The sequence below is a fragment of the Desulfobacter hydrogenophilus genome (assembly GCF_004319545.1).
Taxonomy (GTDB): Bacteria; Desulfobacterota; Desulfobacteria; order Desulfobacterales; family Desulfobacteraceae; genus Desulfobacter; species Desulfobacter hydrogenophilus.
The window spans coordinates 3,946,641-3,968,178 of sequence record NZ_CP036313.1 but is presented as its reverse complement, the minus strand read 5'-3'; the positions used below and the strand labels follow the sequence as shown (position 1 = coordinate 3,968,178).

Annotated in this window: 17 protein-coding genes and 1 tRNA gene; 10 read left to right on the top strand and 8 right to left on the bottom strand. The window is 44.2% G+C overall.

Going from position 1 to position 21,538, the window contains the following annotated elements:
• Positions 1–147: 147 nt before the first annotated feature.
• Positions 148–639: a cyclic nucleotide-binding domain-containing protein gene (locus tag EYB58_RS17615; protein WP_111960703.1), complete on the bottom strand. Its 492-nt coding sequence runs from the start codon at positions 637–639 to the stop codon at positions 148–150.
• A 199-nt stretch (positions 640–838) separates the two neighbouring features.
• Here EYB58_RS17615 and EYB58_RS17610 point away from each other — a divergent pair, with 199 nt between their 5' ends.
• Complete coding sequence (locus EYB58_RS17610; RefSeq protein ID WP_111960837.1) at positions 839–1,669, top strand: tyrosine-type recombinase/integrase; 831 nt, start codon at positions 839–841, stop codon at positions 1,667–1,669.
• Entirely contained in the window at positions 1,669–2,907 is a 1,239-nt protein-coding gene (locus tag EYB58_RS17605; protein ID WP_131072012.1) for an IS91 family transposase, read from the top strand. Before EYB58_RS17610 ends, EYB58_RS17605 begins: the two co-directional genes overlap by 1 nt.
• Positions 2,908–3,318: 411 nt before the next feature.
• On the opposite strand, the gene EYB58_RS23325 is transcribed toward EYB58_RS17605, so the two are convergent.
• From EYB58_RS23325 to EYB58_RS17590, 4 genes are all read right to left on the bottom strand, one after another.
• Positions 3,319–3,480: a hypothetical protein gene (locus tag EYB58_RS23325; RefSeq protein ID WP_165477779.1), complete on the bottom strand. Its 162-nt coding sequence runs from the start codon at positions 3,478–3,480 to the stop codon at positions 3,319–3,321.
• A 33-nt stretch (positions 3,481–3,513) separates the two neighbouring features.
• Complete coding sequence (locus tag EYB58_RS17600; RefSeq protein ID WP_111960126.1) at positions 3,514–4,224, bottom strand: 16S rRNA (uracil(1498)-N(3))-methyltransferase; 711 nt, start codon at positions 4,222–4,224, stop codon at positions 3,514–3,516.
• A 1-nt stretch (position 4,225) separates the two neighbouring features.
• Entirely contained in the window at positions 4,226–7,816 is a 3,591-nt protein-coding gene (locus EYB58_RS17595; RefSeq protein WP_111960128.1) for a DUF3683 domain-containing protein, read from the bottom strand.
• A 73-nt stretch (positions 7,817–7,889) separates the two neighbouring features.
• Positions 7,890–9,506, bottom strand: coding sequence for a peptide chain release factor 3 (locus EYB58_RS17590; protein WP_111960130.1), 1,617 nt, complete (start codon positions 9,504–9,506; stop codon positions 7,890–7,892).
• 467 nt (positions 9,507–9,973) lie between these two features.
• On the opposite strand from EYB58_RS17590, the gene EYB58_RS17585 reads away from it, so the two are divergent.
• Positions 9,974–10,050, top strand: a tRNA-Arg gene (locus tag EYB58_RS17585).
• A gap of 972 nt (positions 10,051–11,022) precedes the next feature.
• Here EYB58_RS17585 and EYB58_RS17580 read toward each other — a convergent pair.
• The 3 genes from EYB58_RS17580 to EYB58_RS17570 form a co-directional block, all read right to left on the bottom strand.
• On the bottom strand, positions 11,023–11,499 hold the full coding sequence (locus tag EYB58_RS17580) for a hypothetical protein (protein WP_111960134.1): 477 nt from the start codon (positions 11,497–11,499) through the stop codon (positions 11,023–11,025).
• Between the two features lie 370 nt (positions 11,500–11,869).
• Positions 11,870–12,601 carry an NYN domain-containing protein gene (locus EYB58_RS17575; protein WP_111960152.1) on the bottom strand — a complete coding sequence of 244 codons (732 nt, stop codon included), beginning with the start codon at positions 12,599–12,601 and terminating at the stop codon, positions 11,870–11,872.
• Between the two features lie 117 nt (positions 12,602–12,718).
• Positions 12,719–13,324, bottom strand: a complete 606-nt coding sequence (locus EYB58_RS17570) for a hypothetical protein (protein WP_111960136.1) — start codon at positions 13,322–13,324, stop codon at positions 12,719–12,721.
• Between the two features lie 267 nt (positions 13,325–13,591).
• On the opposite strand from EYB58_RS17570, the gene EYB58_RS17565 reads away from it, so the two are divergent.
• From EYB58_RS17565 to EYB58_RS17535, 7 genes are all read left to right on the top strand, one after another.
• On the top strand, positions 13,592–13,927 hold the full coding sequence (locus tag EYB58_RS17565; RefSeq protein WP_111960138.1) for a YkvA family protein: 336 nt from the start codon (positions 13,592–13,594) through the stop codon (positions 13,925–13,927).
• Between the two features lie 131 nt (positions 13,928–14,058).
• Positions 14,059–14,454 carry a hypothetical protein gene (locus EYB58_RS17560; RefSeq protein ID WP_111960140.1) on the top strand — a complete coding sequence of 132 codons (396 nt, stop codon included), beginning with the start codon at positions 14,059–14,061 and terminating at the stop codon, positions 14,452–14,454.
• Positions 14,455–14,557: 103 nt separating this feature from the next.
• Entirely contained in the window at positions 14,558–14,956 is a 399-nt protein-coding gene (locus EYB58_RS17555; RefSeq protein WP_111960142.1) for a DUF2787 family protein, read from the top strand.
• Positions 14,953–15,369, top strand: a complete 417-nt coding sequence (locus EYB58_RS17550; protein WP_111960144.1) for a hypothetical protein — start codon at positions 14,953–14,955, stop codon at positions 15,367–15,369. The genes EYB58_RS17555 and EYB58_RS17550 overlap by 4 nt, the downstream gene beginning before the upstream one ends.
• Positions 15,370–15,561: 192 nt before the next feature.
• A complete protein-coding gene (locus EYB58_RS17545) occupies positions 15,562–16,752 on the top strand; it encodes a tyrosine-type recombinase/integrase (RefSeq protein ID WP_111960146.1) in 1,191 nt (396 codons plus the stop codon).
• A gap of 206 nt (positions 16,753–16,958) precedes the next feature.
• On the top strand, positions 16,959–19,439 hold the full coding sequence (locus tag EYB58_RS17540) for a DUF3987 domain-containing protein (RefSeq protein WP_111960148.1): 2,481 nt from the start codon (positions 16,959–16,961) through the stop codon (positions 19,437–19,439).
• Between the two features lie 246 nt (positions 19,440–19,685).
• Positions 19,686–21,422: a DNA polymerase gene (locus EYB58_RS17535; RefSeq protein ID WP_163354621.1), complete on the top strand. Its 1,737-nt coding sequence runs from the start codon at positions 19,686–19,688 to the stop codon at positions 21,420–21,422.
• The last annotated feature ends 116 nt before the right edge of the window (positions 21,423–21,538 follow it).

The following is a 21,538-nucleotide window of genomic DNA, read 5'->3' as shown; positions in this document are numbered from 1 at the left end:
CATATTTCTCCATATACACCTCTTCGAGGGTTAAATGGTGATGGCATACATTACAAGAAATCCAGTTGTCGATATAAATAATTTATAATTATATTTAAAAAATTGCCCTCTTGTTGTTTACTGAAACGGGGAAATCAGACGACAAGTTCAATATTCTCCCATATAATCCACGAGCATCCCAGTCGTTTGACGCAACCGCTGACTTATGAGTTTGGCTATTTTCCACAGCAGTTGGACTCCTAATTCCGGATCGGCCTGGGTCAGGAGAATCAAATTTTCCTGGGTCATGAAAAAAATGACGGTTTCTTTCACGGCGATCCCGGATGCGGAGCGTGGCTCGCCGTCGATCAGTGCCATTTCGCCAAACGTCTGGGAACTGGTCAGGGTGCTGACCCGGGTATTCTCCTTAAGAATATCAATTGCACCCTTGACGATAATTCCCAGGCTTTTGTCCGTATCCCCTTCTTTGAACACTATGGCTCCCGGTTTAGCAATTACCGGTTCAATATAGAAACATATTTTTTGGATATGCTCCCAGGAGAACTCCCTGGCCCATTTTGTCTTCTGGAGTACATGGGCATATTTGGCATATTTTTTCAGGAGGGAGCTTTCTGCATTCTGCCTATCATTAGGGTTCATGCTTTTTCCAATCATCTGAAAATTGAATTAATTCAATATAAATTCTTGTTGAACAAAACCGCTCCGCGGAAAGAAACGCCAACCTGGCATCTTACCCATTGATGGGCCAGTCAGCCGCGACTATACAATATCCCTTTATATTTACCCTGTCTTATTCCATCATTCTCCTGAGTATCCACCCATAATTCAGGAGGAAAAGATGACACAACTTCGCCAACAATTTGATCGACACATGACTCTTCACCGGCTTTCGCCAAAAACAAATGCGGCGTATATGAATGCGGTAAAATTGCTTGCCGCGCACTACAAGCAAGCACCGGATCAACTGACCGATTCCCAGATCCAAGATTATCTCGACTATATTATTGCAGACCGACAACTGGCCTGGAGTAGCTGCAATGTACAGTTCTCAGGGATAAAGAGATTTTACAGGCATGTATTAAAACGGGAGCCCAAGATTTCCATACCGCCCCGGCCTCAGGAAAGGAAAATCTTCATGGCACTGAGCCGGGAAGAAGTGGCGCAAATACTGAATGCCTGCACCAACCCCAAGCATTATGCCCTTCTTCTGGCCACATACAGCGCAGGATTGCGGGTCAGTGAAGTTGTAAAGCTCCAACCGATACACATTGAAAGATCCCGCAAAATGATACGGATAGAGCAAGGTAAAGGCAGAAAAGACCGGTATACAGTCTTGTCAGATACCTTACTAAAGACTCTGGAAGACTACTGGCGGCTTTTTAAACCGAACGAATGGATCTTTTTCGGCAAAACCAGATCAAAACCGATGCCAGTTGAGACAGCTCAGAAAATTTATTACACGGCCAAGTTAGAAGCCGGTGTAAAACGTGGCAAAGGCATACATACCCTTCGTCACTGCTTTGCGACTCACCTTCTCGAACAGGGAACCCGGACACATGTACTTCAGCAGATGCTCGGTCATAAATCCATCAGAACCACGGCAAAGTATCTTCACATCAGCAATGAGGCCATATCCCAAGTTGTCAGCCCGGCTGACGTGGTGCTTTAATGATCGGAGAATGCTGCAATAAAAGCAGCAGACCCGAACATGACATTGCCGATATCTTCAGACACGCTGGGCAACGCTTTTTGGAAACTTTCGGAGCTTCACACGAACAGATAAAGGTCATGAATAAAATCATTACCTGCCGAACAGCTGCTTTAGGAGGCCATATAGACGCTTGCCCTGACTGCGATTTCCAAAAGAACTCCTACAACTCCTGCAGGAACCGGCACTGCCCCAAATGCCAGACCATGACCAAGGAAAAATGGTTAGATAAACGGGTGTCAGAACTATTGCCTGCCACCTATTATCATTTGGTGTTCACACTGCCCCACAACCTGAATCCTATCATCCTCTGTAATATGAAGCCGTTGCTGGACCTGCTGTTCTCCTCGGTAAATCAGACCATTAAACAATTTGCTACCGATCCCCAATGGAGACTCCAGGGGCAGGCTGGCTTTATTGCCGTATTGCATACATGGAACCAGACCATCCTGGACCATTTTCATCTGCACTGCCTTGTTCCCGGCGGTGTGCTGTCAGAAGACAAAACCCAATGGACCCCATCCAAAACGAATTTTCTATTCAAGACAGCCTCCATAGTAAAGGCGTTCAAGGGCATCTACATCAAAGGACTCAAGCAACTATACCAGGACGGGGATCTCAAGTTCCCGGGTAATACGGCCAAGTACGGCACCCGTTCTGGTTTCAACCGCCTGATCAAAATTATCCGGAAAAAGAAATGGTCCGGTTACGCCAAGGCCCCTTGTTCCGGCCCTGAAAAAGTCCTGGAATATTTAGGAAGGTATACCCATAGAGTCGCCATTTCAAATTACCGTATCAAATCCTTTGAAGACGGCAAAGTTGTGTTCACCTGGAAGGACCGGGCTCAAAATGATGCCATAAAAGAGATGACTCTTGATGCTGTGGAGTTCATCAGACGGTTCCTGCTTCATGTGCTACCCAGAGGGTTTAAAAAAATCAGGCACTTTGGTTTTCTATCCCCCCGGTACAAAGCAGTGAACATAAAACTGATCCGAAAATTGACGGGTGATAAGTTCAAAGAGCCAGCACATCCTGAAAATGAGTCAGTAGAAGAAATGATGCACAGACTGACCGGCATTGACATTAAAGCATGCCCCAAATGTGGCAAAGGCCGCCTGACAAGACTTTACGAGTTGCTGCCGGTATATATTGGCTATATTGTCCCAAATAAAAAGGTGGCTGCCTGGGATACTTCTTGACCCTAATCTTTGATCTAAAACAACTTGTGGCAAAGGCAATGGCTTCAGGCCATACCCATGAGGTGCGTCGAAAACCCGGCACAATACAAACAAGTACCGCCTATATCCGTAGAGCAGAATATATGCAGCAGTTCAAAACCGAATCGTTGAGCATTTACCATCAAAATCACACCAAATTATCCTTGCACAGTCTGCCAGCAATCGATATAAACCCCATAGTGAAAACACTCGTTACCGGCCCTGACCACCGGCTCTGTTCAACAACGTTTTATCAATAATCCCGCTCGTTGAAACAACCGGTTCAGCATTACCAAAAGATTTTGGTGGATCTAATTGTCGTGCCTTTTCTGTGGGCGGGACTATATGATAAAACGCTTTTAGATCAACAGATGTCAATGAATCGGCGAATTCCTATTCTTCAGTAATAAATTCATCCAGTTTGAGAAAAAGGCTGTCAGGCCATTGTTCGGCGGTTAAAAACATTTCTTTTTCTTCAGGCGTCAGACTGTCTTTGATATTAGGGGGCAGACTTTCATACGCCTCTTGTCTCATTTTTTCTTTTTTTTTATCCATTATGTTATCTCCAAAATACAACAGTTTAGAATTTTAAGTAAAAAGCCTGGAAATCAAAGCAGTGACCGCAGTTTCCACCCGCAAAATCCTGACACCTATGGTCATGGGTTCAAAGCCTTTGTCCACAAGGGTCTGGACTTCAAGGTCAATAAATCCGCCTTCCGGACCGATCACAAGCACTGTATCGGAAGTTACCCCCACAGAACAAGATGTTTGCGCTTTGGGATGGGCAAGAATTTTTTTTTTGTTTTTACTCAGTTCAGGCAGTTCCTCTTTAACAAAGGGAGAAAAAAAACGTTTCAGGTGTACCCGGGGCATAAGGGTATCCCTGGCTTGGCAAAGGCCTAAATCAAGATGTCGCTGGATATCAGATTCGGACAATACGCCTGAACCCCAGAAACTTTTCTCAACCCGCCTGGAATTGATTAGATAAATTTCTTTTACGCCTAGGCTTGCAAGATTTTGAAGTATTCGTTTAAGCATTTTGGGGCGGGGCAACGCCAGTACCAGGGTCAGGGGCAATGGAGGGGGGGGGGCCTGGTCAAGGCGGACCTGCATGTCAATGGAGTGCCGATCTATTGCCAGGATTAGACCTGTGCCCATTTTTGCATTTTTTTTTCCGCAGACAAGCGTATCCCCCGGCTTTGCCCCGAGCACCCGGATAATATGTCTGCATCGGTCATTCTGGAGCCGCACCCGGTCCGGGCTTATGAAATCCCGGTCTTCCAGCAAGATAAGGTTCATGTCAGAAGGTTACGATTTCCATATTTTTAATCAACGCCCGGAACTGTTTCATCCAGTCGGCACCGCCTGTAAGGCGTGCCAGTTCCACGGCCATATGCACGGCAGTTACCTGGTTCTGGCGGCCTAACCCCTGGACACAGGACGGGCAGTTGGTCAATATCCTTGGCTTTGCCGTATCCAGGGCCTGACAAGCCTGTTTAACGGCATCCTGTTTCCTTAAAAACATATTGTAGCTGATATCCGGCCGGGACAGGGCCATGGTTCCGGCTTCGGAACAGCAGTAAGGTACAGCCTTGGCGTCAATACCTGCTTTGGCAAGCTGTGCCGTTGCCGTGCCCTTCAAACTATCATGGCAAGGGGCATGGTAAAGGCAGGCTTGGGGTTCCGCTGTTGTCAGACCATTTTCAAACAGATACCCTGAAATATCAAATAAATTTGCATCAAACAGGTCTGTTATGCCTAGATCGGACAAAGATTCCATGCAGGTGCCACAGGAAACAATGCAGCCGGAAAAATCAAGGTCATTGAACATGTCCCGGATCTGAGTCATGATAATGGTGTTCTCAAGAGAGACCTTTTGGGCCTCCTTTATCCGGGCATTGACCTTTAACGGATATCCGCAGCACATGTATGGCGGCGGAAGCACCACCTGGTGCCCTTGGGAAAGCAGCAGAAAAATGGTTGCCTTTGAGATATTGGAAAACATGCGCTCACTGCCGCATCCTGGAAAATAAAACACCGTTGAAATAATTTTTCCGGGAGGATTTATTAAAATAGCCTGGTTTCTGTCCGCAGAAGGTAGATGGGCCCGAAGCGTGGTCAGCTCTGGTTGGGATACCGGGGCGTGCAGTAAATGCAGCGGTCTTGTTTCCTTTAACGCCGGTACAAAAGAGACAGATTTTGCAAGTTTCACTGCCGTACGCTGGACGGCACTACCGGCTGTCAGAAGTCCTGTACGAATGATCGGGTTCAGTGTCTGGTTGCGGTTCCCCAGATAACCCAGGGTTAATTTTGTGGACACGGGGGTATGCTTGAAATTCATTTTTTTAAGAATTTCACGCTCCTGAATGGAAATAATTCCGGAATCAATATTTACCGGACACTTGTCAAAACACTTGTGGCAGATGGTACAATGATCGCCAATCTGTTCAAGATTTTTAAGTACCTTAAATTTTGTGGACTGGATTCGCTGGGTAATGTAAAGCAACGCCTCGATCAAAGCGCCCAGGGCCAGATTTTTATTCCTGGGATGGAAAAACATGTTTCTTGCCGGATAAAACACCGGGCACTGGGGCTTGCATTTACCGCAGCGAACACAATTGGAAATGTTCGCGGCGAGATCGGACAAAGATCCGTGCTTGAGGATTTGAGCCTCAAGTTTCAGAAGATTGAACGATGGGGTAAATACCTTGTTCAAAATATCAGGCTCGGACAGCTTCCCCGGATTCATTAAGCCGTTTGGATCCACTTGTTTGCGGTACGCATCAAATTGGCTCACCTGATCTTTATCCAGATATTTAAATTTGGTGACGCCGATACCGTGCTCGCCGGAGACCACACCGTCAAGTGCCACAGCTTTTGCCATGACTTTATCAGCGGTCATGTGGGCCCGGGCAAGCATCTGCTTATCATTGGAAAACACCGGGATATTCACATGTACGTTACCATCTCCTGCATGCATGTGGGTGGCAATGACAATGAGACGGCTCAGGGTGTCATTGTAAATGTTTTCCACATTGGAGAGAACCAGGCTGTATCCGCGCAGATGATCCTGAATTTGGCTGTGAAAATTTTTGGTGTGAATAAAGGCTTCCAGGGCGTCCCGGGACGCAATGTCGAGCTTTTTGCGGATGCCGTAAGCAAGGTCCTTGATCCGACCGACCTTTTTTCCAAGCCACTGGGGATCGGAAAGGGGAATGGCCGTCTCCAGATATGTCAGGATATTTTGAATAATCCGGCCCTGGGTGTATTTTTTCTCTTCAAGATTTGTTTCGTCAACAAATCTGACAAAATCGGCCAGACTGTCAATGGGAAGAACAATATCTTCGTTGAGCTTAAAGGCATTGGTATGGGCGGCAATGGCCCCCAGCCGTTTGCGGTCTTCCCAGTAGCGGGCAGCTTCATTCCTGTCCCGGGCAATGGAGAGCCCGGTCTTGTCATAGGCGTCCAGGATCGTTTCTATACCACGCATGCCCTGGTCAAGGATGTCTGGATCATTGGAGACCATATCAATGAGCAATACGGCTTTAAGCCTGTCTCCCACGGACCGCTTGGTCTTGTATTTGATGGCCTTGATGTATTCTTCGTCAAAATGTTCCAGGGCCATGAGCGCAGGATCACTGTTGTCAAACCGGGTGCAGATTTGAGTAATCACCTTGCCGGCCTCGGTCATGTCATTGCCGAAAAATTCAATGCAGCAGGTGGCCTTGTGTGCAAATTCAGGGTAGAGAATAAATTCGGCCCAGGTGATGATGCCGTCACACCCCTCTTTCTGCAGCCCCGGCAGACCGCCTAACACTTTATTGGTGACATCCTTGCCCAGGCCCTTTTTACGGACATCCGCCCCGGTCAGTTCAATGGTGTCCAGAACCTGTCCGTTTTCATCTTTGACCACAAAGCGAAGCGTATCCTCGTACAAAATTTTGCGCAGGGGATGGTCCTGGCGTGTCACTGTCAGCAGATGGCCGTCGGGCATAGTGATCCTGAAAGACAAAACATTGTCAATGGCGGTGCCATAGAGCACGGCTGTTTTACCACCGGCGTTTTCCGCCAGATTGCCGCCAATGGTACAGGCCCAGGCAGAGGTGGGATCTGTGGCAAAAATATACCCCTGGGCCGCCGCCGCATCCTTGGCATCCTGGGTGATGACTCCGGCTTCCATGGGCATCACCGCATAATCTCTACCGTCTTTTGTTTTGCGGTGTTCAATGGGAAAAATTGTGTTCAACTTTTCCGTATTAATCATGACGCAGTCCGGTGCCAGGGGCGTGGCCCCGCCGGTCAGCCCGGTTCCCCCGCCCCGGGGAATGATATGAAATTTTAAGTTTTTTAGTTTTCTAACCAGTTTGGGGATCTGGTCTTCCCGGTCCGGGCGTAGCACGGCTGCCGGCGCGTATCTTCGCCAGTCCGTGGCGTCCGTGGTATGGGAGGTAATGTTAAAGGGGTCAAAGCATATGTTGGCTTTGCCCACCACCGGGGAAAGCCGCCTTGTTACCCGGGCTTGGTCCTTTACAACGGCACTGATTTGAGCTTTAAGCTGCCGAAGTGAGGATCTGCAGGTATCAAGCACAATACGAACCTCGTTATGCTCGGCATGCCCGGCAATATTGAAAAGGTCATTTTCAAATTCGGTAAACAGGCGCCGCCTTAACATGGGGTGTTCCACCAGTTCTTGAAACAGAAAGGCATTCCTGCGGATGATGAAAAGGTCCCCCATGAAACGGTGGAGAAGGCGGGAAGAACGGCCTGTGTCCTTAAGTGTTTCCAGGACATGAATGGTATTTAAGATCTCATTGCCGAACAAATGTGCAATGATCTGGTCATCCCCAGCCGAGGTATAGTTAAACGGTATTTTTCTAAAAGGATCTCGCATAATTATTCAAAGATGGTCATCTTTACCACCAAGTCAAAATTTAAATCTTTTGCAAACGGCTTGGCTATGAATCCTACTCGTTGTGTTCCCTTGTTTTATGAAACTCAATTTCCGGCCAGTCCTCCCGGGTAAACCCAAGCTGATATTCACTGGTGGTCAAAAAAGTCAAACGCCCTTCTGCGTCCCGGGTCAGGCTGGATTCATTTTCCCGGATAAAATCCTTAAGATAAGATTCGCTTTCGCATCCTACCCATCGGGCCACGGACAGGTCAATGGTCTCATATCCGGCATTCACATTGTACTCAGCCTTAAGCCGTGCCATGGTCACATCAAACTGAAGTACGCCCACAGCACCGATGATATGCATGTTCCCCTGCAAAGGGCGGAATACCTGGATGGTGCCCTCTTCCGCCAACTGGGTCAGCCCCTTTGTCAAGGCCTTGGCTTTCAAAGGATCTTTTAGCAGCACCCGTCTGAAATGTTCTGGGGCAAAATTGGGTATACCCAAAAATTTCAAGGGTTCTTTTGTCGTAAAAGTATCCCCGATCTTGATGGTGCCGTGGTTGTGGATGCCGATGATGTCCCCCGGATACGCCTCTTCCACATTGGACCGCTCCTGGGCCATGAAAATGGTGGCATTGGCAAGTTTGATATCTTTTCCAATGCGGTGGTGCCGCACTTTCATGCCTTTGGTGAATTTTCCCGAACAGATCCTGAAAAAAGCAATTCTGTCCCTGTGCTCGGGATCCATATTGGCCTGGATTTTAAAGGTGAACCCTGAAAAAGCCGCTTCACAAGGATCCACATCCCGGGACGCTGTGGGCCGGACCCCGGGACATGGTGCAATCCGGACAAATGCGTTCAGCATCTCCCGGACCCCAAAGTTATTGACGGCGGAACCAAAAAATACCGGGGTTTGGGTGCCGTTAAGATAAAGGTCAAGATTAAAAGGTTCGGCAGCCACGGACAGCAGCTCAACATCCTCGCGCAGCTGATCCGCCGGACTCTGGCCGATCATTTCATCCAGCACGGGATCATCAAGGTCCTTGATCAATACCCCGTCATCATTTTTAGGGGTGTATCCCGACGTAAAAATCCCCAACTGCTGTTCTTCCAGATTATACACCCCTTTAAACCGCTTTCCCATACCGATGGGCCAGGTCAAAGGCACGCACTCAATTTGCAGCTTATCCTCAATGTCCTGGAAAATATCAAGGGGCTCAAGCCCCTCCCGATCAAGCTTGTTAATAAAAGTGATGATCGGCGTATTGCGCATCCGGCATACTTCCATCAGCTTCTGGGTCTGGGGTTCCACCCCCTTGGCAGAGTCAATGATCATCACAGCACAGTCAACCGCGGTGAGCACCCGGTAGGTATCCTCACTGAAATCCTTATGTCCCGGGGTGTCCAGAAGATTGATTTCATAATCCTTATAGTTGAACTTCATCACGGAAGACGATACAGAAATCCCTCTTTCTTGCTCAATGGATAAAAAATCCGAGGTGGCGGCCCGGGCAGCTTTTTTGGATTTTACGGCACCGGCCTGTTGAATGGCACCACCGAACAACAATAATTTTTCCGTCAATGTTGTTTTACCAGCATCCGGATGGCTGATAATGCCGAATGTTCTGCGCTTTTTTATTTCCGCTAATAATGTTTTATCTAATGTTCTGTTTGTGGGGTTTGTCATTGATGTCTCTTTAGCCTGCTCGATTCATGCACAAGGCCTTGAAATAGTAAAATTAAGGGTGGAAATTTAACAGTATTTCAGCATAGAATCAAGCCTTTAAACGTCTTGTAACATAATAATATTTAGGAAAGCTTAAAATATGAACCATCTACCCGGGATACATTCGAAATTCTCGCAAAATTAGCGGGATGAAAATCAAATGCCCATGCTCCGCCTGCCTATCATAAAAATTGTGAGCTTATAGCAATGTCCCAAGCTATGAAAATCGGCCTCTATGAATTGGCCAATCAATTAGAACCGAATTCCATACCCCCCCCCTGGACAACAATCAAAACTGCCCCATGCTTTTTTTGATCTCTTTTGTGAACCACTGGCCCAGGATTGACCCGGAGTTGCAAAAAAAATTGTTTTTAGTATTTTTTTATCTTGCCAAAACCACTTGGATTTGTTAAAAGTCTCTCCTGTTTGCGCCCGTAGCTCAGCTGGATAGAGCAACGGACTTCTAATCCGTAGGCCACAGGTTCGAATCCTGTCGGGCGCACCATTTACCACTTAGGCTCTCAGGGGATTTTCTTGAGGGCTTTTTTTGTGCCTCCGGTCCTCTTCCGGTCTTTTGGGGATTTTTGTTGTTTCAATTGGGGATACATGTCAAGTTCGCAGAAAGCAGGAACCCCAAAAATGACGTTGAGACTCCCCTTTTTCATGAACGAGATTGAAACGGATTCAATCTTACTCTAACGTTCCTTATTCACCCAGAATTTGGATTATCGAGATATTGTTTATCGGTACAATACGTTTTTTGATATGAGTTGAAAAGAAAATGTATTTCCTTGCTTTTACATTTTCCAATACCAGATGCGTCCCTGTTTCCGACAAGCCAGTAACATCCGCTTTAAAAAACGACTTGGTATTCAGTACAGAATCTTTTTCCTTGAATACCAGTTTGATTTGTTATTTTTTTTGGGGTTTCATGGCTTCACGTTCTGCTTTGGTGCGGTCAAGAAGGACTGATGCTGGTTCATCTGTTGGATCTTGAAGGATGGATTACTCAATGTCAACCATTCACATTTCTAAAGTGCCCAAATTTTTATTTACTATTTCATATTTTTAAAAAAGTTTAGACACTTTTTTTGTATTACGTTTTGTTCTTTCGTAGGAGCCATTGGGATTGGAAGCCTATTGATGTCCCTTACACGCCTATGTAATTACCCTACCACCTCAAGTCTTCCCGGGATCGAGTTGGCATTATGTTGACGACAGGGAGGGGCCATCTCAGGACGAGTGGTGTCCCATTAAGAGATAAAATAATTGATATTGACGGTCTTACAGAGTTCTATAGTTTTGATAATTTCTTGAGGCATCGTGCTAAAAGCAATTCCAAACGTTACCCATAAAAGGCCAACCAACGAAGGTAAAATATCATCTGTGTGTAGTGATTCTAAATCTGATTTAATGTCCTCTTCAGTATCCGTTAACCTCTGGTCGGTTTTTTTTTGGAACGTTTCAAAATTATTTTTCAATATACCGAGTTCATCACTACTTTTTTTTGAAAATCTTTTAATCTCTCAACGTTTTGTAGAATCGCCTCAATACGCCTCTCAATAAGATCACCTGGATTATCGTTTGTCCAGATACTTACATTTGCATTTATGTCAGATACACCCGTTATGGCACCTTTAAGATGTATTCTCCTGTTGTTTCTCCATTTAGGGAATTGATTAAACCATCCCTGAAACAAATTACGGATGGAAGGATGCTGAAAATATGTTCTGACCTTCAAAAGTCCCCTTATAGCTAAGCACATTCCCATTATTTGAAGGGCAAGACCTGATAACCTTATTGAAGACTCAGTACATACACAAAAACTAACGGTAAAAAAAATGATAAGAACTCCGAAGCATGTAAAACCTAATCGTGCTTCCCATAGCCAGCAACAAATCTCTTTAAACCAAGAAACTAAGCGCCTCAGATCAAAAATTTTGATGGTTCCCATGGTTCAGGTCTCCTTTCGAGTTCGATAAAGATTCGGCCATGATATCATACGATGACATATTGTCTATACAAGAGGTCATGAACGAGTGGTCACTCTTCTCAGGAATTCCGGGGACAGTATGAAAACGCCGGGATAAACCGGCATAGAGTAAGGAATGGCCTAATTTCGGAATGTTGAATGCGGTGGTGAGCACTTATCCAACCAGTCCCTCCCGTAAAATGATTTTTTTGCCGTTTCGTCAATGAAACAGTTTACATACAGCACCTCGAAATAATTTTTGTATCCAGACCACTTGGGCAGATCGTCTTGCGGTTCAACCACTCTTGATATACGCAGAAAACAAATAAATTGCGGTTTTAGCGATGAATCGTCAGCTTTTTCTTATATCTTTGATATACATGACAGAATTGTCGTGTTTCATTTCGATTTGGAACAGTTCACAGGCCCGAATCAGTTCCCCCAACTTTTTGTAGCCATAGTTGACAGGAGAAAATGAAGTCTTGTTACTGATGTATTCACCAACACGACCTAAATGGGACCATCCATTTTCATCTGCGGAATGCTCTACAGCAGTTCTCAATAGCTTCACCAATCCAGTATCCTGCCTCAACTGGTTTCTGTTCTTTTTTGCATTTGCCTCACCTTGTATTTCTTCCGTTTCATCGGTTTCTTCCAAATTTTCTGTATAGATGAATTGGGAGCATGCTTTGACAAAAGGCATTGGAGTCTTTTTTTCTCCAAATCCGTATACAGTTATACCATTGGAAAGAATTCTCATTACAAGTGGAGTAAAATCACTGTCACTGGTCATGAGGGCAAAAGCTTCAAGATCCTGAGTATAGAGCATATCCATTGCATCGATGATCATTGCTGCGTCTGTTGCATTTTTTCCTTTTGTATATGCAAATTGCTGAATCGGCTTGATGGCATGAGGGTGAAGCTTTTCTTCCCAGCCTTTCATACTTTCACTTTTCCAGTTTCCATATGCATGGCGAATATTGACTTTACCATACTTTGAAAGTTCGTCGATGACGCCTTCTATTGATTTGTAGCTTACATTGTCACAGTCAATAAGCAGGGCAATTTTGTTGTCTTGATACAAGAGAGTTTCCTTTTCGAAATATGAAATATGTTTTGAAAATAGCTGATATTTTGTAAATCTACCAGAAGAAAAAAATTCCAATACCAACAACCGGTATTGGAATCCTTCAATCTATTTTTACTTGTCTGTTTTTACAGATTTCCGCTTTAGCAAATCCTCAGCACGTTTTTCAGCCCGTTCCTTGGCAGCAACAGCAATATGATCCGTCAGGCTAACCCCTTCCCTCTTCAATGATTCAATCTTTTTGAGCAATCCAGTCCATTCACCCATCTGCAACATACTTGGTGGCTTCTCCACACCCACCAATACGCCCTCAGCCTTCAGGATTGCCCCCAGAAAGCCGTGATTGTTGGAAGACTGACTCTTGTATAGTTCCTGCAAAATAATCGCCCTAAACGTCTCCTCTGCAAGTTTTTCGAGTCTTTCACGGATTTCATTCACTCCCACCCATTTAGTATTGAAAGCGCCACTGCTGGCATTACCGGCAATACGAATGTAAGCCTCATCGTTTTCATCGTTGATACCTAACTCATATTTAATATTTCCCATACCTCTGGGCGTCAGCTTCGGACATTCCCCATGGTACAAAATTCTGATGACAGGTTCAGTCTCCCCGGTTTTTTCAGCAGATGCAGTTTTCGCTGATTCCGTTTCTTCTTCCTGGATCATAGATTTGGATTCTTCTTTTTCACTTGTCTGGGTAGTTTTCTTAGGTCTGACCATGGTGTTCTCCTTTGTCATTATATGATGAATACAAACAGAACCCCGGATGCCACCATTACCAGCATATCAGGGCCTCAATATTATTATATCTATTTCAAATACTTATATTTACAGGTGAATCCATTGGTTTGATGACGTATCTATAGGCCTTTCAAGCATATATTATTTCCATAGAAAATATTTTTTCCCCTTGCATAGTTTTACTGGTTTTTCCTGAAGGCATGCTGGGGGCTGTGGAAAAAAACCTATGCAACAAAGGAAACGTCATTGAGAAAGAAAGATTACGGTTCCCACTACAGCGAAACAGGCTTTCAAAAAAAGGTACAGTCCTTGCCCAAATCTGCCGGTTCTAAAGTGTTAAGGATGGCATTGACACTGTATGTATTGCTGAAAGATCCGGCTGTCCCTGTGGCGGCAAAGGTCATGATCATCGGGGTACTGGGGTATTTCATCTTCCCCCTGGACCTAATCCCAGACTTTTTGCCTGCGGGCTACATTGATGATCTGGCTATAATGGCGGGGATGGTGGGACAGTGTCAGGTGTATGTAACCCCGGATATTGAAAAACAGATTGATGAATTGATGCCTGACTGGGCAAAGTAGTATCCCACCTTAGAAGACCCTCACCATTGGCAATCGCCAATCAGACGATAGAAACCAAAAAATCAAAAAATATGCAGACTATCCCATGGTGGAGGATTGTCTGGCCTATTTCCATTTGTGGAGAAAGCATTATGAGTATTGAAAATGATGTGCTTGAACTTGAAGAAATTCTGACCGAGCTTGAAAGCGCCAGAGAAACCATTGATGATCTTTCTTTGGTCAGTTTTACCCTGGAGAAAGACACCTATTGGGACTGCTTGGATTTGAATCTGTCCATTTGGGGCGGTGATCCTGAACGGGGCTGCCCTATTTTTGAAACTCCCGTTGATGCCGAAGTTTTGCTTCATGAAGACAAACGGGTTGAAGGACTCAGTATTCACAAAATTTCGGCTCTATTCGATGAGGCCCTATTAGAAACAATCAGGGCAAAAGGTATCCCTGTCTTTTTCAATCAGGGTGACAAAACCGAAGTTCGTATTGATTTGAGTGACCCTGGCAATGAGGTACTGCTACCGATGATTCGATAGTTGCCAGTCAGAATGTAGCAGCAAAATTTCCAGATATTCCCAAAAAAGAAAACAAGCCCCATACCCGGAAAAGGTATGAGGTCTTTTTGTATTAGGAGGCAAGATGAACATACAGCAACACACATATCCACTGCCTGTCAGTGAATCTCTATTGAACATTCTGGAACAAGAAATCCAGAAATCAGACGTATCGGGCAATCATCCTACTATCGTGAATTTCAGAGATCCAAAGTATTCACCGGAAACAGGTGGATTTCATCCTGTAGAGGTCATGGTATCAGCTACCGGTGAAATTTTGTACATTACCGATTTTGCCTATGTGGGCTATCCGGCTGAACTGGCCAAAGACATTGATTTTGATTTTTCTATGGGCGTTACCCAATGTTATGGGCAGGAATATTCTATCTGTCAAAATCAGACATTGTTCAACATATGGCAAGAAAATTTTTGCTGCTACTACGATATGGGCATCTACAAGATTTCAGTGACGGAGGTCAAATGATGGCAATGAAGATTGAACAGCAACTGAGCTATGAATACGTTCGTCAGGAATTTGAGGATGTGGGAGAAGACCTGGATCAGGACCTTTCTATTGTCAGAATTTCTGTGACCCGGGACGTTCACACCGATAGCATGGACCTTGAGGTTTGCATCTATGGGCAAGAAAACGATACAGATGGCCCCTCTGTGGTGCAAGCGGTGTATTCTGAGGCTGACCTTGTCCAGGGTGAAGAAACCCTGGGAAAAAGGGCTTTCTATGTAAATACGGTGCTGTCCCTGTTTGACCAGGACCTGCTGGATTTGTTCATTCGGTCAAGAACCAAAATTATCTGGAACGATGGCGATACCACTTGCAGACAAATAGATCCTGCCCATGATGGCAAAACCGACATTCTGCTTCCCCAGAACCAATAGGTTTCTGTCCACCTGAAACCTTATTCTAACTCCTTTTTCCGTCAGTTGTACCGGAATTTGACCAGAATCGTTCAAATTAAACGAACATACTATTATAGGGCAAGGTTTTTTTCGTTCTGAACAAGGGTCTACTGATCCGCTGTCCACCTAAAAATTCCAGAATACAAAACCCAAAAAACTTAGGAGGTGCCTATGCGCTTACCACAGGAGAGAACCCATTACACAAACCGGTTCAGGTTTTCAAAAAAAGCCTTGGATCGGATACCGCCCCAGGATCGAAATTCTAAATCCAGGGAAAAGGAATACTCAGATTCAGAAGTAATTGGTCTTCGCTTGCTGGCTAGTAAGAACGGTAGAAAGTTTTTCCATCTCAGATACCGGTTCAACAAAAGAAAACGGGTGATTGCCATCGGTGAGTATCCAGCTGTTAGTATTGCAGATGCCAGAAAGAGAGCAAATGAATTCAAAAATTTAGTATCTCAAGGCCTTGATCCACTAATGGAACGGAACAAGATCAGTGACAGCTTATCATTTGAAGAGTTTGTCCGGAAAGAATACATCCCGTTTGCTCAAATTAATAAAAAGAGCTGGAAGGATGACGTAAACAAGCTTGAGAAAGATATGATCAAGTCGTTTGGTAAGCTTCCGCTGGCTGCAATTACCACAAGGGACATTCAGCAGTACCAGACCAGAATTAAGACCAGGGCATCTGCAGGAACTTCAAACAGGCACTACGCATTGCTGAATCGTCTGTTTAACCTGGGCATTGAATGGGCCTTCATTGAACAGAATCCCTGTAAAAGGGTGAAGAAATTCAAGGAAGCAGGTGGAAGGGAGAGATACCTTAATAATGATGAACTCAAGCGATTCATGGAAGCATTGAAAAGCATGGAACCGACAGTAGCCACATATGTCATCAAAATATTGATGTTCACCGGCATCCGGCTCTCCGAAGCCTTAGGGCTGTTGTGGAAAAATATTAATATCGAGAATGGAACAGCCCTCCTGCCGAATACAAAAGCCGGAAAAGCAAGAAATGTCATTCTCAATGAGCTCGCAAGACAGGTCATGGTGGATATGAAATCGTTCAAGGTCAACAAATATGTCTTTCCCGGAAAGAATCCTAATACCCATCTGAAAGGTATCAAGAGAACCTTTGAAGCCGTCAAAGCCAAAGCCGGTATTAATGATTTCAGAGCCCATGATATCCGGCATACCTTCGCCAGTATCGGCATTAATAAGGGGGCTTCGCTTTATGAAATTCAAAAACTGCTGGGCCATCACTCCTCGCAAATGACCCAGCGTTATAGTCATTTGTCGGATCAGGCTGTGAGGGATGTAAGTGACGGTGTGGCCGCTCAAATAGTTGAAGCCACATCATAAAAGGTCCCCCCTCTGCCCCATATATCAGGAAAAAAAGGAGGGGGGATATTTTTTTGCTGTTGCAAGACAGCCATAATTCAAATGCGCCGGAGATGGCGCGAAATGAGTAGCAACCTGCTTTTTATTTACGACCGTTCTAAAAGATATTTTTAACAGTCAAAACCTTAACATCGCACTTTTGGAAGTGTGGAAAGAAAGAAAATACCATGAAAAAAGAATACGTTAAAAAAAGAGTCACTGGCTTTTGGCTCAAGGTCTTTGAAAAGCTAGCCCCGGAGCTTAATGAAGCTTGCAGTGACGTTGGTTCACACGTTCCGTGTCCGTCCAAGGAACACAAAAATAGTGTGGATGGATTTCGTCTATTTGATGATGCTGAAGAAACTGGAGGGGGTATCTGCAACACCTGCGGCAGTTTCTCGGACGGTTTTGCTCTTTTGATGTGGCTTAGATCCTGGAAATTCAAAAAAGTGTTGTCAGAAGTGTCAAAATGCCTTGATACGCTGGATGTCCCAGAGAGAAGTATAGAATGGGATCACAAGGAAAAATCTGAAAAACGAAAAACCGTAAACTCACATGCCCAAGAAAGAATCAATATCACACTGGCCAAGGCAGACTTTTGTTGTGACCGGGTCCGAAAGTACCTCAAGTCAAGGGGCCTTTCCGGTAATACGAAAGATTTGCTCTATCATGAATCAGTGAAATACTATGAAAAAAGCGACAAAAGTGAAAAGTATCTTGGTGCAATGATCGCACAGGTTGTGAATTCTGAAGATCAGGTTATTTCTTTGCATTACACTTATTTGTCATATGACCATCCTGGTAAAGCTGATGTGGAGTCCCCAAAAAAGTTTGCCAAAAGCCCTATGAAGGGCATACTCAACGGTGCTGCTATTATTTTGGGTGAGATATCTGAAACCATGGGCGTGGCGGAAGGGATCGAAACAGCTCTTGCTGTTCAAGAAACCATGGGGGGGTCAATGCTCATCATGCCTGCTAACCTTCAGAAAAATATGTATATCCCTGAAGCAACGGAAACAATAGAGATATGGGCCGATAATGACAGGAGTGGTGCCGGTGAAAAGGCAGCTGATGAATTAGCTGGTCGTCTTTTAGATGAAGGTAAAAAGGTCTTTTTCATGATGCCACCAAAGAAGGGGGAGGATTGGTTAGATGTACTTAATGACCCTGAACAAGGCCCTGATGCTTTTCTTCAGACCAAAGAGACTAAGCTTGAATACCAAACTGAAGACGAATCGACAGACAGACTGCCTTTGCTGAGAAAAAAAGATGATGCGCTCCCTTTTCCGATTCATTCTTTAGGAAAATTTTTGGGGGAGACTGTTAAGGCTCTTTCTGAATTAACCCAAGCCCCAGAAGCCCTTTGTGCTCAAGGGTTGCTTGCTGCTGCCACTTTGAGCGTTCAGGGACATGCGAATGTTGATATTGATGGTCGGATAAAACCGATTTCCAACTTTTTTTTCACCATTGGTGAATCCGGGGAACGAAAATCTGCCGTTGATGATATTTGTCTTAAACCCCATCGTGAACATGAATCTTTTCTGCGTTCCCAATTGAAGCAAAAAATGAACGATTATAAGGTTCGAAAGAAAATGTACGATGCAGCTTTTAAGCAAATACTGGAAGATGATTCATTATCTGATGAAATGGTGAAAGAGGCTGCGCATGAGCTTGGATTGCCCCCTGAGAAGCCACTTCAGGCAGGAATGCTTGTTGACGATCCCACAATTGAAGGACTTGGGAAGTTTCTTATAGAAGAACAGCCTTCAATCGGCATTTTTTCAGATGAAGGAGGCAAATTCATTGGCGGATACAGTATGAGTGTGGATAATCAGTTGAAAACAATCGCAGGCCTATCGCAATTGTGGGACGGGAAACCGTTGAAGTCAATCAGAGTTTCAACGGGAAACACATTTGTGGTGGGAAAAAGAGTCTCTATTCATTTGATGATGCAGGGTGTCATTGCCGAAAAAGTGTTGTCTGATCAATTGATGAAATCCCAGGGTTTTCTTTCCAGAATTTTGATTTGTCAACCTGAGTCTAAAATCGGTACTCGTAAATACAAAGTAGCTGACAAAAAAGCCCACGCAACGATCAAAGAATATCATAATCATGTTCAAGCCCTGTTACGGAAAAGATTGCCCTTTAAAAAGGATTTAGAAAATGAGCTTGATCCACGCCCTATCTCCCTTTCAGAGGATGCCAAACGAGTCTTTATTGATTTTTACAACCGAATTGAACACTCACAGCAGGAAAATGAAGAATTCTTCAATATCAGAGGATTTGCCAGCAAAGCTCCGGAGCATGCCACTCGTATAGCCGCTGTTCTTACTCTATTCGAAGATATTGACGCTCAGGTTATTGATGAAAAATACATGAAAAATGGCATTGCATTGATGGATTATTTCCTCTCTGAAGCAAAAAGACAGATCGATGCTGATGATTCCAATGATGACCTTATGGACGCTAAAAATCTTCTCACATGGATGCAAGCTCGTGGTGAGCAGCATCCTATTATCACAATTTATCAGAGCGGCCCGATGAAGATCAGAAATGCCAAAAGAGCTCGTGACGTTATGGCTATCCTTGAAGAACACGGTTGGGTCAAGAATATCGGTGAAACAGAGATTGAAGGGATATCGTATAAAGAAGTCTGGGCGTTGATTTGAGTTTTTTCCTTTTACAGTATGTGTACATTACAGTAACGGGGATGGCCTGACGCTTTATATGTGCAAATGGGTGGTCCTGATTCGGTATGGATGTGGTCTTTACCGTTCAGGATCGCCGACACAATCATAGTTTTTAAATTCGATTGTTATTATCAAATTATCAAATTATCAAATTGCACAAAAAATTTTAACGGGAGAAAAAATTTACAGAGATTGGGTATGAATTATTTTGTGCGGAGTACAAACATGAAAAAAAAACAAAGAAAGAATAATTTTTATGAGGTTAAAACTAAAACTGATATTCTGAACTTGGTTAAGATGGCTGAAAAAACAGGATTTTTGGCTATACAGGTTGAGACTTCCGGCAAAGATCCGTTATGCGATGATATTGTGAATATCTGGTTGGGAACCGGTGAGGATAAACCTGTCGCCATGATCAATATGCTAGATATTCACCTATCATTCAGAGAAAAGCTGGGGACCTTTTTGTGTTCTAATAAAATTATAAAGATATTTTACGACAGTGTTAGTGATGTCACCTTTTTAAAAAAATACGGAATTGGTGTTGGTGGTAAAACGTTTGACGTGGTTATTGCCCTGAATCTTTTAAATGCAGGCCTATCCAGCAATAAGAGATCTGCTGGGGATCTTATGGAAAATTACTTGGAAAATAATTACAGTTCTTTTTTCCCCATTGATGTAAAGAAAAGATCCATAAACAGTGAATATTACAATCGGATTGCTTTAAGCGTTAAATCGCTTTTTTCCATAAGAAGAAACCTTGTAAAAAAAATAAAATTCTATGACATAGTGGATACTGCTAAGCTTGAGTTTGATTGCACTGGTGCTGTGGTCAACTTGAGTTTAGCGGGAATCAGTATTGATGCAAGAAAAATGAAAGCTCTTTGGCGAAGAGGTCAAAAGAAATGTAATGATAAAGAAGGGGAAATTTTAGATTTTTTTTCTGAAGACGTTAATTTTCACGATTCCGTAAGTCTTAAAAAGGCTTTGAATTATCACCGAGACTTTAGGGATGAAGGTATCCGTTTCAAAGATACCAAAAGATCTACTTTGAAAAATTATACCCAGTTCCCGATTATCAAGTCCATTATGGCGTATCGACAGATTAAATCGATCTTGGATTCCATGTCCAAGGTATTGGAGTGTGTCAACAAGGAAACAGGGCGGATCCATCCCATCTATAACCAGATGGGTGCTGTTACTGGACGGTTCTCCTGTAAGCGCCCACCATTACAGGCTATCCCCAAATTTAAAGAGGTGAGAGCATGTTTTGTGGCGGGGCAAGGGAAAAAATTTGTTATTGCGGATTATTCTCAAATAGAATTAAGGATTGCTGCTCAGATCAGTGGAGATAAAAACATGATCAAAGCATTCCGGGATGGTGTCGATTTCCATAGCCTTACTGCTTCCATCATTTCCGAAAAGGCGATTTCCGATGTTACTGACCTTGAGAGGAAATCGGCAAAAGCGGTGAATTTCGGCATTCTCTTTGGTATGCAACCAAAAGGATTGGTTACCTATGCCATGAAGAATTATGGAGTTGAAATGTCCATTAATGAGGCCACTGCTTTCCAGAATAATTTTTTTGATGAGTACCCCGATCTTCTTGACTGGGGGGACGATCTTATTGCCACAGCCAATAGTCAGACCAAAACATTGGGTGGGCGTATCAGGCGCTGGCATAAAAGTCACCCTCCTCTCACCGAACTGCTCAATACACCTATACAGGGAACCGCTGCGGACATCATCAAGCGTGCCCTGGTGGAGGTTTCTGGTAGACTTCCAAGGTGGAAAGCCCTTCTCGTTGCTTGCATACACGATGAGATTATCCTTGAGGTCGATGAGGACAAGGCTGATTCGGTCGGAGAACAACTGATCGAAGTAATGGAAAATGCGGGTAGTTACTATCTGCCCGATGTGCCAGTGGTTGTTGACATGGACATTGATGACAATTGGTCCTGATGTGATCGGGAATAGAGTCATCTCTATGGATTTGTACGTTGGTTGATAATTTGATAATTTGATAATTTTCATTCCGAAAATCATGTATTGCTCAATGCTTCACTTTATCAACGTTA